This window comes from uncultured Alsobacter sp. (assembly GCF_945952055.1).
In the GTDB taxonomy this organism is placed as follows: domain Bacteria; phylum Pseudomonadota; class Alphaproteobacteria; order Rhizobiales; family Beijerinckiaceae; genus Alsobacter.
On the sequence record NZ_CAMFHB010000020.1, the window covers coordinates 42,980 to 57,558 of the forward strand.

A 14,579-nucleotide genomic window follows, 5' to 3' on the forward strand; every position below is an offset into this window, starting at 1 on the left:
GTGGGAGGCCTGTCCCTCGCCGGCCTGATCGGGGCCCTCGTGGGACTGGCGCTCGGCTACGTCGACTACAAGGTGGTCGGCGGGGTCGTGGAAGGAAAGCTCCGCAAGCTCGACCGCTCGTCGAGCGCCGCGGAGAAAGAGGAATTCGAGCGCAAGATCCGCATCCTGCGGGTCGTGCTGTTCGCGGTGACGATGCTCGCGTTCCCGGTGATCGGCTACCTGTTCGGGTCGGTCGTCGCCGGGGGATGACGCCGGGGATCGGTGGATTGCAGGAACGGCGCCTCGCGCCGGAAGGCAAGAACGGCGCCTTGCGCCGGAAGGCAAAATCGGCGCCGTGCGCCGGAAGGATGGACGATGAGGCTGGATCAGGCTGCCAAGTCGCTTCTGTTGAAGGAGTTCGTCGGAGCCTTCGTGCTGTCGATGCGCTACTTCTTCAAGCCGAAGGCGACGCTGAACTATCCCTACGAGCGCGGGCAGATCTCGCCGCGCTTCCGGGGCGAGCACGCCTTGCGCCGCTATCCCAACGGTGAGGAGCGCTGCATCGCGTGCAAGCTGTGCGAGGCCATCTGCCCCGCGCAGGCGATCACCATCGAGGCCGGCCCGCGGCGCAACGACGGCACCCGCCGCACGACGCGCTACGACATCGACATGACCAAGTGCATCTACTGCGGCTTCTGCCAGGAAGCCTGCCCGGTGGACGCGATCGTCGAGGGGCCGAACATGGAGTTCGCCACCGAGACGCGCGAGGAGCTGTTCTACGACAAGGACCGGCTGCTCGAGAACGGCGCGCGCTGGGAGCGGGAGATCGCTGCCAACATCGCCCGTGACGCACCGTACCGGTAAGTCGAGTTGTCGGCCCCGGAATCGGGGTCTATAGACGGGCGGCCGGTGCCAAGGCGTTCGGCCGCGGGGACAAAAACGGGGACTTCGCAAGGAATTCCCGACCAGAAACGAAGATACGGGCGATCCCGCACGGGGCGGCCGGACTGACACGGAGAGGCCGCCACGGCGGCCCGGGGGCATCCTCGATGAACGCGGCCGCGGCCTTCTTCTACCTGTTCTCGGGCGTCGCGATCGCCTCGGCCTTCCTGGTCGTGGCATCGCGCAACCCCGTGCACTCGGTCCTCTTCCTCATCCTCACCTTCGTGAACGCCGCGGGCCTCTTCCTGCTGATGGGGGCGGAGTTCCTGGCGATGCTCCTCATCGTCGTCTACGTGGGCGCGGTGATGGTGCTGTTCCTGTTCGTGGTGATGATGCTCGACGTCGACTTCGCCGAGCTGCGACAGGGCTTCCAGAGCTACCTGCCGCTCGGCGCGGTGCTCGCGGGCGTGCTCCTGGTCGAACTCGTCGGCTTCGTGGCCTTCTACCTGGTCGAGCCGGGGACGGTGAAACAGGCGGCGCCGGCGGCGCCCGCCGCGGGCGCGCTGCTCACCAACACCGAGGCGCTCGGCCGGGTGCTGTACACCCAGTACGTCTACTACTTCCAGGCGGCGGGCCTCGTACTGCTGGTCGCCATGATCGGCGCGATCGTGCTCACGCTGCGGCACAAGGCCGGCGTGAAGCGGCAGAACATCGCCGACCAGGTCGCCCGCACCAAGGCGACCGCGATGGAAGTCAAGAAGGTTCCGTTCCGGCAGGGCGTGTGAGGCAATCCATGGTCATCGGTCTTTCCCACTACCTGACGGTCGCCGCCATCCTCTTCACGATCGGCGTGTTCGGCATCTTCATCAACCGCAAGAACGTCATCGTCATCCTGATGTCGGTCGAGCTCATCCTGCTCTCGGTCAACATCAACCTCGTGGCGTTCTCCACCTTCGGCGGCGACCTCGTCGGCCAGGTCTTCGCGCTGCTCATCCTGACGGTGGCGGCCGCCGAGGCCGCGATCGGCCTGGCGATCCTCGTCGTCTACTTCCGCAACCGCGGCACCATCGCCGTGGAAGACATCAACATGATGAAGGGCTGAGTTGGCGAACCCGGCGTTCCCGACGGACATCTGACATGTATCAGGCGATTGTCTTCCTGCCGCTGGTCGGCTTCCTCATCGCGGGCCTCTTCGGCCGCATCCTCGGACCGCGTCCGAGCGAGATCGTCACGACCTCGCTCATGGCGGCGGCCGCGCTGCTGTCGTGGATCGCCTTCTTCTCCGTGGGCTTCGGCCACGGGGGTGGGCGGGTCCAGATCGCGCAGTGGATCGTGTCGGGCGACCTGACGGTCGACTGGGCGCTGCGCGTCGACACGCTCACCGCGGTGATGCTCGTCGTCGTCAACACCGTCTCGGCGCTCGTGCACCTCTACTCGATCGGGTACATGCACGAGGATCCGCACCGGCCGCGCTTCTTCGCCTACCTGTCGCTCTTCACCTTCGCCATGCTGATGCTGGTGACGGCCGACAACCTCGTCCAGATGTTCTTCGGCTGGGAAGGCGTGGGCCTTGCCTCCTACCTGCTCATCGGCTTCTGGTACCAGAAGCCGTCGGCGGTCGCGGCGGCCATGAAGGCCTTCATCGTCAACCGCGTCGGCGACTTCGGCTTCGCGCTCGGCATCTTCCTCGTCTTCGTGCTCACCGGCTCGGTCGCCTTCGACGCGATCTTCGCCAAGATCGACGAGCTCGCCGGAACCAACTTCCTGTTCCTGGGCAAGGAGTGGCACGCCCTCACGCTGGCCGGCCTGCTGCTCTTCATGGGCGCCATGGGCAAGTCGGCGCAGTTCCTGCTGCACACCTGGCTGCCGGACGCGATGGAGGGCCCGACCCCGGTCTCCGCGCTCATCCACGCCGCCACGATGGTGACCGCCGGCGTGTTCATGGTCGCGCGCCTGTCGCCGATCTTCGAGCATGCCCCGGTCGCGGCCTCGGCCGTGCTCATCGTGGGCGCCACGACGGCGTTCTTCGCCGGCACCGTCGGCCTCGTGCAGAACGACATCAAGCGCGTGATCGCCTACTCCACCTGCTCGCAGCTCGGCTACATGTTCGTGGCCCTGGGGGCGGGGGCCTACGGCGCGGGCATCTTCCACCTCTTCACGCACGCCTTCTTCAAGGCGCTGCTGTTCCTGGGCGCCGGCTCGGTCATCCACGCGATGCACCACGAGCAGGACATCCGGAACATGGGCGGCCTGCGCTCGAAGATCCCGGTCACCGCCGCGCTCTTCGCGGTCGGCACGCTGGCGCTGACGGGCTTCCCGCTGACGGCCGGGTACTTCTCGAAGGACGCCATCATCGAGGCGTCGTTCTCCACCCACACCTTCGGCAACAGCTACGCCTTCGTGCTGCTGCTGGTGACCGCCGGCCTGACCTCGTTCTACTCCTGGCGCCTGTTCTTCGTGACCTTCGCCGGAACGCCGCGCTGGGGTGCCCACGCGCAGCATGACGACCACGGCCACGCGGCGCACGGTCATGCCGCGCACGGCGACGACCACGCTCACGCCCACGACGACCATGGGCATGGCCACGCGCACGAGCCGCACGAGTCGCCGCTGGTGATGCTGGTGCCGCTCTATGTTCTCGGCGCCGGCGCGCTGGTCGCGGGTCTCGCCTTCGCGAGCTACTTCATCGGCCACAACGCCGAGCACTTCTGGAAGACGGCTATCGTCGTGAAGGAAGAGGAGCACGTGCCGGCGCTCGTCGCCTGGCTGCCGACCGTGTTCATGGTGATCGGCTTCGTGGTCGCCTACATCTTCTACATCGCCAAGCCCTACCTGCCGGCCCAGCTCGCGCAGAGCAACGGCGTCCTGTACCGGTTCCTGCTGAACAAGTGGTACTTCGACGAGCTCTACGACGTGATCTTCGTGCGCCCGGCCAAGTGGCTCGGCCGCACGCTCTGGAAGAAGGGCGACGGCGCGATCATCGACGGGCTCGGCCCCGACGGCGTCTCGGCCCGTGTGGTCGACGTCACCCAGGCGGTCGTCCGACTGCAGACGGGCTACGTCTATCACTACGCCTTCGCGATGCTGATCGGCGTCGCGGCGCTCGTCACCTGGTACATGTTCGGCGGAGCCCACTGAGATGCTGAGCTATCTTCTGACCGGGCTCCTGGTCCTGCCGCTCGCGGGCGCGCTGTTCATCCTGATCACCAAGGACGACACGCCCGGCGGCCAGTCGAACATCCGCTGGATCGCGCTGCTCACCACCATCGCGACGATGCTGCTGTCGTTCGTGGCGTGGGGCCGCTTCGACCCCGCGAACCCGGCCTTCCAGCTCGTCGAGGACCGCGCCTGGCTGTCGGAGACGATCCGCTTCAAGCTCGGCGTCGACGGCTTCTCGATGCCGTTCATCATGCTGACCACGGTGCTGATGCCCTTCTGCATCGTCGCCTCGTGGGTCTCGGTCGAGAAGCGCGTGAAGGAGTACTTCATCGCCTTCCTCGTGCTCGAGGCGCTGATGGTCGGCGTCTTCGCCGCCCTCGACCTCGTGCTGTTCTACCTGTTCTTCGAGGCCGGCCTCATCCCGATGTTCCTCATCATCGGCATCTGGGGCGGCAAGCGGCGCATCTACGCCAGCTTCAAGTTCTTCCTCTACACGCTGGTCGGCTCGCTGCTCATGCTCGTCGCCGTGATGGCGATGTACTGGAACGCCGGCACGACCGACATTCCCACGCTGCTGGCGCACAAGTTCCCGCAGGGCATGCAGACCTGGCTGTGGCTCGCCTTCTTCGCCTCCTTCGCGGTGAAGATGCCGATGTGGCCGGTGCACACCTGGTTGCCGGACGCGCACGTCGAGGCGCCGACGGCGGGTTCTGTCATCCTGGCCGCGATCCTGCTGAAGATGGGTGGCTACGGCTTCATCCGCTTCTCGATCCCGATGTTCCCGGACGCCTCGCTCTACTTCGCGCCGTTCGTGTTCGCGCTGTCGGTCATCGCCATCGTCTACACCTCGCTGGTGGCGATGATGCAGGAGGACATCAAGAAGCTGATCGCCTACTCGTCCGTCGCCCACATGGGCTTCGTGACCATGGGCCTCTTCACCCTGACGCCGCAGGGCATCCAGGGCGCGATGTTCCAGATGGTCAGCCACGGCATCGTGTCGGGCGCGCTGTTCCTGTGCGTGGGCGTCATCTACGACCGCATGCACACCCGCGAGATCGCCGCCTATGGCGGTCTCACGGAGCGCATGCCGCTCTACGCGACGGCCTTCATGGTGTTCACCATGGCCAATGTCGGCCTGCCGGGCACCTCGGGCTTCGTGGGTGAGTTCCTGACGCTGATGGGGGCCTTCCGGGCCAACACCTGGGTCGCCTTCATCGCCACCTCGGGCGTGATCCTGTCGGCCTGCTACGCGCTGTGGCTCTTCGCCCGCGTCATGTTCGGTCCGCTGCAGAAGCCCGAACTGAAGAAGATCCTGGATCTGAGCCCGCGCGAGGTCGCCATCCTCGCCCCGCTGGTGATCCTCACGATCTACTACGGCGTGCATCCGGCCCCCGTGCTCGATGCGTTCGCCGCGTCCACCGACGCTCTGCTCAAGAGCACGCAAGCTGCCCTCGGCGCCGCCAAGACGGCCGCGCTCGTGTCACACTGAGGTTCGCGATGCCTGGGATGTCTGCCGCTGTTCCGGCCTTCGGACCCGCACTGCCCGAGATCATCATGGCCCTGGGCACGCTGCTGCTCGTGCTGTGGGGCGCGATCCGCGGGGAACGCACGACCGGCCAGGTCACCATCGGTGCGCTGGCGGTGCTCGTGATCGCCGCCGTCATGATCTCGGGGCAGGGCGCCCTGAAGACCTCCACCTTCAACGGCTCGTTCCTGGTGGATCCCTTCGGCCGCTTCATGAAGCTGTGCACGCTGGCCGGCTCGGCCATCGCGCTGCTCATGTCGTCGGAATATCTGGAGCGGTCGCGGGCCAACCGGTTCGAGTATCCGATCCTGGTTCTGCTCTCGACGCTCGGCATGATGATGCTGATCTCGGCGGGCGACCTGATCGCGCTCTATCTCGGCCTCGAGCTGATGAGCCTGTCGCTCTACGTGGTGGCCGCGATCAACCGCGACGACGTGCGCTCCTCCGAGGCCGGCCTGAAGTACTTCGTGCTGGGCGCGCTCTCCTCGGGCATGCTGCTCTACGGCGCCTCGATCGTGTACGGCATGACCGGCACCGTCACCTTCGCCGGCATCGCCGCCGCGCTGAAGGACCACGGCTCCATCGGCGTGATCTTCGGCCTCGTCTTCGTCATGGCGGGCCTGTCGTTCAAGATCTCGGCTGTGCCGTTCCACATGTGGACGCCGGACGTCTACGAGGGCTCGCCGACGCCGGTGACGGCCTTCTTCGCCTCCGCGCCCAAGATGGCCGCGATGGCGCTGACCGTGCGCATCATCATCACGGCCTTCCCGGGCATCCTGTCCCAGTGGCAGCAGATCGTGGTGTTCGTCTCGATCGCCTCGATGGTGCTCGGCGCCTTCGCCGCCATCGGCCAGCGCAACATCAAGCGCCTGCTCGCCTACTCCTCGATCGGCCACATGGGCTTCGCGCTCGTGGGCCTGGCGGCGGGCAACCCGGAAGGCGTGCAGGGCGTGGCCACCTACATGGCGATCTACCTCGCCATGACGCTCGGCACCTTCGCCTGCGTGCTCGCCATGCGCCGCGGCAACACCTATGTCGAGACCATCGACGACCTCGCCGGTCTCGGCCGCACCAACCCGGCCATGGCCTTCGCGCTCGCGATGCTGATGTTCTCGCTGGCCGGCGTGCCGCCGCTCGCGGGCTTCTTCGCCAAGTGGTACGTGTTCGTGGCGGCCGTGAACGCGCATCTCTACGTGCTGGCGGTCATCGGCATGCTGGCGAGCGCGGTCGGCGCCTACTACTACCTGCGCATCGTCAAGATCATGTATTTCGACGAGCCCGCCGAAGCCTTCGCGCCCATGTCGCCGCTGCTCAAGACCGTGATCGGCGTGTCGGGCATCTTCAACGTCGCCTTCTGGCTGTGGCCGGCCCCGCTGGTGGGTGCCGCCGCCTTCGCCGCGAAGTCGCTGTTCTGAGGCCCAACCACACGTGGCTCTTTCCCCCGCGGCGCGTTCGAAGGGTCTCCGGCTCGAGGTTTTCGACCGGCTCGGCTCGACCAACGACGAGGCGGGCGAGCGGGTCCGCACGGGCGATCCGGGCGGGCTGTGGATCATGGCGCGCGAGCAGGGCGCGGGCCGCGGCCGGCATGGCCGGGTCTGGCAATCGCCGCCCGGCAACCTCTATGCGAGCCTCCTGCTGGTGAACCCCTGCGCGCCTCCCATCGCGCCGCAGATCGGTTTCGTGGCGGGCGTCGCCGTCCACGCGGCGGTCAACCGGATGGCGGCGTTCTCGCGCGGCCGTCTCGCCCTCAAGTGGCCCAACGACATCCTGCTCGACGGCGCCAAGCTCACCGGCATCCTGGTCGAGGGGGCGGTCTATCCCGGCGGGCCGACGGCCGTGATCGTGGGCTGCGGCATCAACCTGCGCCATTGCCCGCCCGACACGCCCTATCCTGCGACCTCGCTCGCGGCGCAGGGAATCGACGTTTCCCCCGATGTCGCGGTCGCCGTGCTGGCCGACGCGATGGACGAGGCGCTCGAGACGTGGCAGGGGGGAGCAGGCTTTCCCGAGATCCGGCGCCGGTGGCTCGCCCAGGCGCGTGGTATCGGCGGGCCTGTCACGGTCCGGCATCCTGCCGGGGAACGCAGCGGCATCTTCGTCGACATCGACACGGACGGCGCCCTGGTGCTCGACGAGCAGGGTCGCCGCTCACGCATCGACGCAGGTGATGTCTTTTTCGGTCGCGCCGTCTCGGCGCAGTCTGGTTCGACGGCCCCCAGGCCGTCCTGAAGGATAGCGAATGGCAAGCGGAGCCGACGAACTCGTCTTCATTCCCCTCGGCGGCGTCGGGGAGATCGGCATGAACGCCTATCTCTACGGCTTCGGCCCGAAGCAGAAACGCAAATGGCTCATGGTCGACTGCGGCGTGAGCTTTGCGGGAGACGATCTTCCCGGCATCGATCTCGTGATTCCCGACGTGCGCTTCCTGGAGGAGCGGCGGGGCGATCTCGTGGGCATCATCATCACCCACGCGCACGAGGACCACATCGGCGCGCTGATCGACCTGTGGCCGCGCCTGAAGGCGCCGGTCTACGCGACGCAGTTCGCCGCCGACCTGCTCGACATCCGGCGCATGCAGGAGCAGGGCGCGCCCAAGATCCCCATGAACGTGGTGGACCGGGGCACGCGGCTGTCGCTCGGCCCGTTCGACGTCGAGTTCGTGGCGGTGGCCCACTCGATTCCCGAGTCGACCGCGCTCGCCATCCGTACGCCCGTCGGCACGGTGCTGCACACCGGCGACTGGAAGATCGATCCCAATCCCGGCGTGAGCTGGACGACCGATGAGAAGCGCCTGGCCGAGATCGGCGAGGAAGGCGTGCTCGCGCTCGTGTGCGATTCGACCAACGTCATCCGCGGCGGCGAGAGCCCCAGCGAGAAGGACGTCGCGGCAACCCTCGTCGACCTCGTCGCGACCGCGAAGGGCAGGGTGGCCGTCACGACGTTCGCCTCCAACGTGGCGCGTATCCGGGCCGTCGCCGAGGCGGCGCTCGCCAACGGGCGCGAGGTGGTGGCCATCGGGCGCGCCATGGACCGCGTCATCCAGGTCGCGACCGAACTCGGCTATCTGGACGGCCTGCCGCCCTTCCGCGGTTCGGACGCCTATGGCTACCTGCCGCGCGACAAGGTCGTGGCGCTGCTCACCGGCAGCCAGGGCGAGCCGCGCGCCGCGCTCGCGCGCGTGGCCGAGGACCAGCATCCCGACGTGGCGCTCGCCCCCGGTGACCGGGTGATCCTCTCCTCGCGCACCATCCCGGGCAACGAGAAGGCCGTCGGCCGGATCATCAACAACCTGATCCGCCAGGGCATCGAGGTCATCACCGACCGCTCGCACCTGGTCCACGTCTCGGGCCATCCGCGCCGGGGCGAACTCGAGAAGATGTATGGCTGGGTTCGGCCGAAGGTCGCCCTGCCGATGCACGGCGAGGACCTGCACCTGCACGAGCATGCCGTCCTGGCGCGCTCGCTGGGCGTGCCGGACGTGGTCGAGCTCGGCGACGGCGACGTGATCCTGCTGGGCCCCGGCAAGCCCGGCGTGGTCGACCAGATCCATCACGGGCGCGTCTTCAAGGACGGCAGCCTGCTGATCGGCGCGGCCGATTCGACCGTGTCGGAGCGCCGCCGCCTGTCCTTCGCGGGCGTGGTGTCGGTGGCCGTGGCCATCGACGGGCGCGGCGAGCTCATCGGCGACCCGGCCTTCGAGATCACCGGGCTTCCGCAGGTGACCCGCGACGGCAAGCCGTTCGAGGACGTCATCGAGGATGCGATCCTCAACGTCGTGAATGGCCTGTCCCGCCAGCGCCGGCGCGATGCCGACCTCGTAGAGAACGCGATCGACCGGGCCGTGCGGGCCGCGGTGAACGAGGCCTGGGGCAAGAAGCCCACCTGCCACGTCCACGTGCTGGTGGTATAGCGCTCGCCGAAAGGCGGGCGTTACGCCAGGGCCGGTCGGCTGTATCCATGCGGCCGACCCTGGCTGCCAAGGAGAGCGACATGATCGGACGGCTGAACCACGTGGCGATTGCGGTGCGCGATCTCGCCGCAGCCACGCGCATCTACACCGACACGCTCGGCGCCAAGGTCTCGGCACCACTGCCGCAGCCCGAGCACGGCGTGACCGTGGTGTTCATCGAGCTCCCCAACACTAAGATCGAGCTCCTGGAGCCGCTGGGGGAGGGGTCTCCCGTGGCCAAGTTCCTGGAGAAGAGCCCGGACGGCGGCATCCACCACGTCTGCTACGAGGTGGACGACATCATCGCGGCCCGCGACAGGCTCAAGGCCACCGGGGCGCGGGTGCTGGGCACCGGCGAGCCGCGAATCGGCGCCCACGGCAAGCCCGTGCTGTTCCTTCATCCGAAGGACTTCAACGGCACGCTGGTCGAACTCGAGCAGGCCTGATTCCCGCCCATGAGCATCGCCGGCGCGATCGCGCTCTACTTCATCGTCTGGTGGCTCACGCTGTTCGCCATGCTGCCCATCGGCGTGCGCAGCCAGCATGAGGACGGCAACGTGACGGCCGGGACGGACCCCGGCGCACCAAAGATGCCGATGATGGCCAAGAAGGTCCTGTGGACCACGCTGGCCGCGGTGCCGGTGACGGCCGTGATCTACTACTGGATCGTCTGGTTCGAGTGAGCGGGGAGCCTGTTGGCGATCCCTCCTCTTTCACTGCTTCCATGCCCCTCATCCTGAGCCACGGCCCGTAGGGCCGTGAGTCGAAGGACGCACAGCCGTGCAGCCGCAGGCATTGTGCGTCCTTCGACTCGGCCGCTTTGCGGCCGGCTCAGGATGAGGGAGATGGGGGCTGGAAAAGAAGAACCCGGCAGAGAGGTTCTGCAAAGAATTTAGGCAGGGCTCGCGCCCTGCCTAAGAGGAGTTTTTTCGTGACTTTCGGTGGAGCGTCAGCCTCGAAGGCGCCATCTACCACCCGATGCCACAGTGCCCTTCCCGGAGCATTGTTGTGGCCGTCTTCCTCCCAAGACTTGGACCCGGGTTCACGTACCGGTTCGTGCCGGTATCGACCCTGTTCTTGTGGCGCATAGTCATAGCCTACGTATTTCGCCCTGTCATCATTTTGTGCAGGGGGTGGCGACAAAAAGATGCAATCGCCCTGTGCACAGACGAAGAGACCGCGCGGAAACCCGGGAGGGCCCTGTCTCCCTTGTCTTTTGCGCCGCGTTGGCTTTCATGGGCCTGCGCGAATCCGCGCCAACGCCGCCCCGTGACCGAGCCAGATCCATGCGCCTCTCCCGCTACTTCCTCCCGATCCTGCGCGAGACCCCGAAGGAGGCCGAGATCGTCTCCCATCGGCTGATGCTGCGGGCCGGGCTCGTCCGCCAGGAATCGGGCGGCATCTATGCGTGGCTGCCGGCGGGCCTGCGGGTGCTGAACAAGATCAACGCGATCATCCGCGAGGAGCAGAATCGCTCCGGGGCCATCGAGCTCCTGATGCCGACGATCCAGTCCGCAGACCTGTGGCGCGAGTCGGGCCGCTACGAGGCCTACGGCAAGGAAATGCTGCGCATCAAGGACCGGCACGATCGCGACATGCTGTTCGGGCCGACCAACGAGGAGATGATCACGGAGATCTTCCGCGGCTATGTAAGGTCCTACAAGGACCTGCCGCTGAACCTCTACCACATCCAGTGGAAGTTCCGGGACGAGATCCGGCCGCGCTTCGGCACCATGCGCTCGCGCGAGTTCCTGATGAAGGACGCCTATTCCTTCGACCTCGACGAGGCCGGCGCCCGCCATTCCTACAACAAGATGTTCGTGGCTTATCTGCGCACGTTCCATCGGCTCGGCGTGACCTCGATTCCCATGCGCGCGGACACAGGCCCCATCGGCGGCGATCTCAGCCACGAGTTCATCATCCTCGCCTCGACGGGCGAAAGCGAAGTGTTCTGCGACAAGTCGGTGCTCGACCTGCCGATTCCCCCCGCCGACACGAACTTCGACGACGTCGATGCGCTGCAGGGCATCGTGAAGGCCTGGACGACCCCCTACGCCGCCACGAGCGAGATGCACGACGCGGCCGCCTTCGCCGCGGTGCCGGCCGACCGGCAGGTCTCGGCGCGCGGCATCGAGGTGGGTCACATCTTCTATTTCGGAACGAAGTATTCCGCCCCGATGCGCGCGGTGGTCGCCGGCCCGGACGGGCAGGAGCGGGCGGTCCACATGGGCTCCTACGGCATCGGGCCTTCGCGCATGGCGGCCGCGCTGATCGAGGCCTCGCACGACGAGCAGGGCATCGTGTGGCCGGACGCGGTGGCACCATTCAAGGTGGCGCTGCTCAACCTCAAGGTCGGCGACAGCGGCACCGACGGCGCCTGCGAGACGATCTACCGGGCGCTGGCGGCGCGCGGCATCGACGTGCTGTACGACGACCGCGAGGAGCGGCCGGGCGCCAAGTTCGCCACGGCCGATCTCGTCGGCATGCCGTGGCAGGTGCTCGTCGGGCCGAAGTCGCTCGCCGAGGGCAAGGTCGAGCTGAAGCGCCGTTCGACGGGCGAGCGCACGCTCGTCTCGATCGAGGACGCCGTCGTCCACCTGTCGGCCTGAGGACCGGATGACGGACGCCCCCGCCGAGCCCGATCGCGGACCACGCGGAACGGCGCCGTTCGCCTCCTTCGAATGGATGGTGGCGCTGCGCTACCTGCGGGCGCGACGCAAGGAAGGCTTCATCTCGGTGATCGCCGGCTTCTCCTTCGCCGGCATCATGCTGGGCGTGGCGACGCTGATCATCGTGATGTCGGTGATGAACGGCTTCCGCGCCGAACTGCTGAACAAGATCGTCGGGATCAACGGCCACATCTTCATCGCCGGCGTCGACAAGCCGCTGACCGACTATGTCGACGTGACGCAGGCGCTGGCCAAGGTGCCCGGCATCAAGCTCGCCTTCCCGCTCGTCGAAGGGCAGGCGCTCGCGTCCGCGCCCGCCGGGGCCGGCGGCGTGCTGGTGCGGGGCGTGCGCGAGGCCGACATCAAGCGCATCCCGGCGATCGGCGACACGATCCGCGCCGGATCGCTCGACAATTTCGACACCTCCGGCGGCGTGGCGATCGGCAAACGCCTGGCCGAGCAGCTGTTCATCCGCCCGGGCGACAGCCTGACGCTCACCGCGCCCAAGGGGGCGGAGACGCCGTTCGGGGTGACCCCGCGCATCAAGACCTATCCGGTGGTCGCGGTGTTCGAGGTCGGCATGTCGGAGTTCGACGCCGGCTTCGTCTACATGCCGCTCACGGAGGCCCAGGGCTATTTCAACCGCGACGGCGACGTCACGGCGATCGAGGTGTTCCTCAACCGCCCCGACGCGATCGAGGAGGCGCGCTACGGCATCGAGCAGGCGGTGACGCGACCCATCGTCATCTCGGACTGGCGGCAGCGGAACAAGACGTTCTTCGGCGTGCTCGAGGTCGAGCGGAACGTCATGTTCATCATCCTGATGCTGATCGTGCTCGTGGCGGCGCTCAACATCGTCTCCGGCCTCATCATGCTGGTGAAGGACAAGAGCGCCGACATCGCCATCCTGCGCACCATGGGGGCGACCCGCGGCGCGATCATGCGCATCTTCCTCATCACCGGGGCGTCGATCGGCATCGTCGGTACCCTGGCGGGCTTCCTCCTGGGACTGCTGATCAGCCTCAACGTGGAGCCGATCCGCGCCTTCGTGTCGAAGATGACGAACACCAACCTGTTTCCGGCGGAGTTCTATTTCCTCAGCCGGCTGCCGTCGGACGTCGATCCGCGTGAGGTGGTCACGATCGTCGTGCTGTCGATGGTCCTGTCGCTGATCGCGACCCTCTATCCCTCATGGCGTGCCGCCCGGCTCGATCCGGTCGAGGCGCTTCGCTACGAGTGAGGGACCCATGTCGAGCTATCCGGATCCCGCCCTCTACGTCTACCAGGTCGAGCGTCGCTTCAGCGAAGGGGCCGGCACGCTGGAGATCCTGAAGAGCGCGTCGCTGGCGGTTTGGCCGGGCCAGTCGGTCGCGCTCATCGCGCCCTCCGGCACGGGCAAGTCGACCCTGCTGCAGATCGCGGGCCTGCTCGAGAAGCCCGACGGCGGCGACGTCTATGTCGGCTCGCGGGGAACCGTGGCGCTGCCCGACAGCGAACGCACGGCGATCCGGCGGCTCGACATCGGCTTCGTCTACCAGTCGCACCACCTGCTGCCGGAGTTCTCGGCCATCGAGAACGTCATGCTGCCCCAGCTCCTGCGGGGCCTGGGCAAAAAGGACGCGGCGGAACGGGCCTCGGGCCTGCTCGGCTATCTGGGGCTCGGCGAGCGCCTCAAGCATCGCCCGGCCGAGCTCTCCGGGGGCGAGCAGCAGCGCGTGGCCATCGCCCGCGCGGTGGCCAACGCCCCGCGGATCCTGCTGGCCGACGAGCCCACGGGCAACCTCGATCCGCACACCTCGTCGCACGTGTTCGATACGCTGATCGCCCTGGTGCGCCAGACGGGCCTCGCGGCCATCGTGGCGACCCACAATCTCGACCTGGCCGCGCGCATGGACCGCCGCGTCACGCTGCGCGACGGCCAGGTTGTCGAGCTCGGCTGAGGCGCGTCCCGGCCGGAATTAACCCTCCCGTGCGGTGGCGCACAAAAGAACAAAAGCGGGCATTGTAAAGAGAACAAAACTCGAACATGATCGGGGCATAGAGGAAACACGGAGGGTTCCATGCTGCGACTGATCATCGAGGACATCGCCGAACTCACTTCCCTCGCCATGTTCGTCGGCGCCATCCTGTTCTGGGCCAAGGGTTTCGCCGCCTAGGGTGAATGCCGGGGTTCCAGGAATCCTCAATGTTTCCGCTTCACGGCTGGGCCGAACGGCGGAGACGTTTTTTCTGGGCAAACTTCGCGGTTCGTTTCCGTATCCCCATCTCCCTCTCAGCTGTCATGCCCGGGCTTGGCCCGGGCATCCACGACTTTGCCGGGGCCATCCGCAGTCGTGGATGGCCGGGCCAAGCCCGGCCAGGACGCGGAGAGGGGTGAGCACGTTGAACGAAAACAATGATTGCTGAGCTCCGAGCG

The 14,579-nt window shown here is 67.1% G+C and carries 14 protein-coding genes; all 14 read left to right on the plus strand.

Annotated features, from left to right (window positions below; genetic code table 11):
* Positions 1 to 249, plus strand: a complete 249-nt coding sequence (locus tag Q0Q47_RS15815) for a hypothetical protein (protein ID WP_293861766.1) — start codon at positions 1 to 3, stop codon at positions 247 to 249.
* A gap of 105 nt (positions 250 to 354) precedes the next feature.
* A complete protein-coding gene (gene nuoI, locus Q0Q47_RS15820) occupies positions 355 to 843 on the plus strand; it encodes an NADH-quinone oxidoreductase subunit NuoI (protein ID WP_293861769.1) in 489 nt (162 codons plus the stop codon).
* Positions 844 to 1,028: 185 nt separating this feature from the next.
* Complete coding sequence (locus Q0Q47_RS15825) at positions 1,029 to 1,646, plus strand: NADH-quinone oxidoreductase subunit J (protein ID WP_293861772.1); 618 nt, start codon at positions 1,029 to 1,031, stop codon at positions 1,644 to 1,646.
* Between the two features lie 8 nt (positions 1,647 to 1,654).
* Positions 1,655 to 1,963, plus strand: coding sequence for an NADH-quinone oxidoreductase subunit NuoK (gene nuoK / locus Q0Q47_RS15830; RefSeq protein ID WP_293861776.1), 309 nt, complete (start codon positions 1,655 to 1,657; stop codon positions 1,961 to 1,963).
* Positions 1,964 to 1,998: 35 nt separating this feature from the next.
* The gene (gene nuoL / locus Q0Q47_RS15835) at positions 1,999 to 3,999 is read left to right on the plus strand and encodes an NADH-quinone oxidoreductase subunit L (protein WP_293861779.1); all 2,001 of its coding nucleotides are present in this window, start codon (positions 1,999 to 2,001) and stop codon (positions 3,997 to 3,999) included.
* A gap of 1 nt (position 4,000) precedes the next feature.
* Positions 4,001 to 5,509, plus strand: a complete 1,509-nt coding sequence (locus tag Q0Q47_RS15840) for an NADH-quinone oxidoreductase subunit M (protein WP_293861782.1) — start codon at positions 4,001 to 4,003, stop codon at positions 5,507 to 5,509.
* A gap of 17 nt (positions 5,510 to 5,526) precedes the next feature.
* Positions 5,527 to 6,960, plus strand: a complete 1,434-nt coding sequence (gene nuoN, locus Q0Q47_RS15845; protein ID WP_293861785.1) for an NADH-quinone oxidoreductase subunit NuoN — start codon at positions 5,527 to 5,529, stop codon at positions 6,958 to 6,960.
* A 13-nt stretch (positions 6,961 to 6,973) separates the two neighbouring features.
* The gene (locus Q0Q47_RS15850; RefSeq protein ID WP_293861788.1) at positions 6,974 to 7,774 is read left to right on the plus strand and encodes a biotin--[acetyl-CoA-carboxylase] ligase; all 801 of its coding nucleotides are present in this window, start codon (positions 6,974 to 6,976) and stop codon (positions 7,772 to 7,774) included.
* Positions 7,775 to 7,784: 10 nt separating this feature from the next.
* Entirely contained in the window at positions 7,785 to 9,455 is a 1,671-nt protein-coding gene (locus tag Q0Q47_RS15855; protein WP_293861791.1) for a ribonuclease J, read from the plus strand.
* An 80-nt stretch (positions 9,456 to 9,535) separates the two neighbouring features.
* Positions 9,536 to 9,940 (plus strand): methylmalonyl-CoA epimerase, encoded by a 405-nt coding sequence (gene mce, locus Q0Q47_RS15860; protein ID WP_293861794.1) that lies wholly within the window; start codon positions 9,536 to 9,538, stop codon positions 9,938 to 9,940.
* Between the two features lie 9 nt (positions 9,941 to 9,949).
* Positions 9,950 to 10,177, plus strand: a complete 228-nt coding sequence (locus Q0Q47_RS15865; protein ID WP_293861797.1) for a DUF1467 family protein — start codon at positions 9,950 to 9,952, stop codon at positions 10,175 to 10,177.
* A 603-nt stretch (positions 10,178 to 10,780) separates the two neighbouring features.
* Positions 10,781 to 12,103 carry a proline--tRNA ligase gene (gene proS, locus Q0Q47_RS15870; RefSeq protein WP_293861800.1) on the plus strand — a complete coding sequence of 441 codons (1,323 nt, stop codon included), beginning with the start codon at positions 10,781 to 10,783 and terminating at the stop codon, positions 12,101 to 12,103.
* Positions 12,104 to 12,110: 7 nt separating this feature from the next.
* Positions 12,111 to 13,403, plus strand: coding sequence for a lipoprotein-releasing ABC transporter permease subunit (locus tag Q0Q47_RS15875; RefSeq protein ID WP_293861803.1), 1,293 nt, complete (start codon positions 12,111 to 12,113; stop codon positions 13,401 to 13,403).
* A 7-nt stretch (positions 13,404 to 13,410) separates the two neighbouring features.
* On the plus strand, positions 13,411 to 14,103 hold the full coding sequence (locus Q0Q47_RS15880) for an ABC transporter ATP-binding protein (RefSeq protein ID WP_293861806.1): 693 nt from the start codon (positions 13,411 to 13,413) through the stop codon (positions 14,101 to 14,103).
* Positions 14,104 to 14,579 lie beyond the last annotated feature (476 nt).

Bases quoted from the DNA above. Each gene is read 5' to 3' on its own strand.
- nuoI (WP_293861769.1), top strand. From the start codon at position 355: ATGAGGCTGGATCAGGCTGCCAAGTCGCTTCTGTTGAAGGAGTTCGTC.
- Q0Q47_RS15825 (WP_293861772.1), top strand. From the start codon at position 1,029: ATGAACGCGGCCGCGGCCTTCTTCTACCTGTTCTCGGGCGTCGCGATC.
- nuoK (WP_293861776.1), top strand. From the start codon at position 1,655: ATGGTCATCGGTCTTTCCCACTACCTGACGGTCGCCGCCATCCTCTTC.
- nuoL (WP_293861779.1), top strand. From the start codon at position 1,999: ATGTATCAGGCGATTGTCTTCCTGCCGCTGGTCGGCTTCCTCATCGCG.
- Q0Q47_RS15840 (WP_293861782.1), top strand. From the start codon at position 4,001: ATGCTGAGCTATCTTCTGACCGGGCTCCTGGTCCTGCCGCTCGCGGGC.
- nuoN (WP_293861785.1), top strand. From the start codon at position 5,527: ATGTCTGCCGCTGTTCCGGCCTTCGGACCCGCACTGCCCGAGATCATC.
- Q0Q47_RS15855 (WP_293861791.1), top strand. From the start codon at position 7,785: ATGGCAAGCGGAGCCGACGAACTCGTCTTCATTCCCCTCGGCGGCGTC.
- mce (WP_293861794.1), top strand. From the start codon at position 9,536: ATGATCGGACGGCTGAACCACGTGGCGATTGCGGTGCGCGATCTCGCC.
- Q0Q47_RS15865 (WP_293861797.1), top strand. From the start codon at position 9,950: ATGAGCATCGCCGGCGCGATCGCGCTCTACTTCATCGTCTGGTGGCTC.
- proS (WP_293861800.1), top strand. From the start codon at position 10,781: ATGCGCCTCTCCCGCTACTTCCTCCCGATCCTGCGCGAGACCCCGAAG.
- Q0Q47_RS15875 (WP_293861803.1), top strand. From the start codon at position 12,111: ATGACGGACGCCCCCGCCGAGCCCGATCGCGGACCACGCGGAACGGCG.
- Q0Q47_RS15880 (WP_293861806.1), top strand. From the start codon at position 13,411: ATGTCGAGCTATCCGGATCCCGCCCTCTACGTCTACCAGGTCGAGCGT.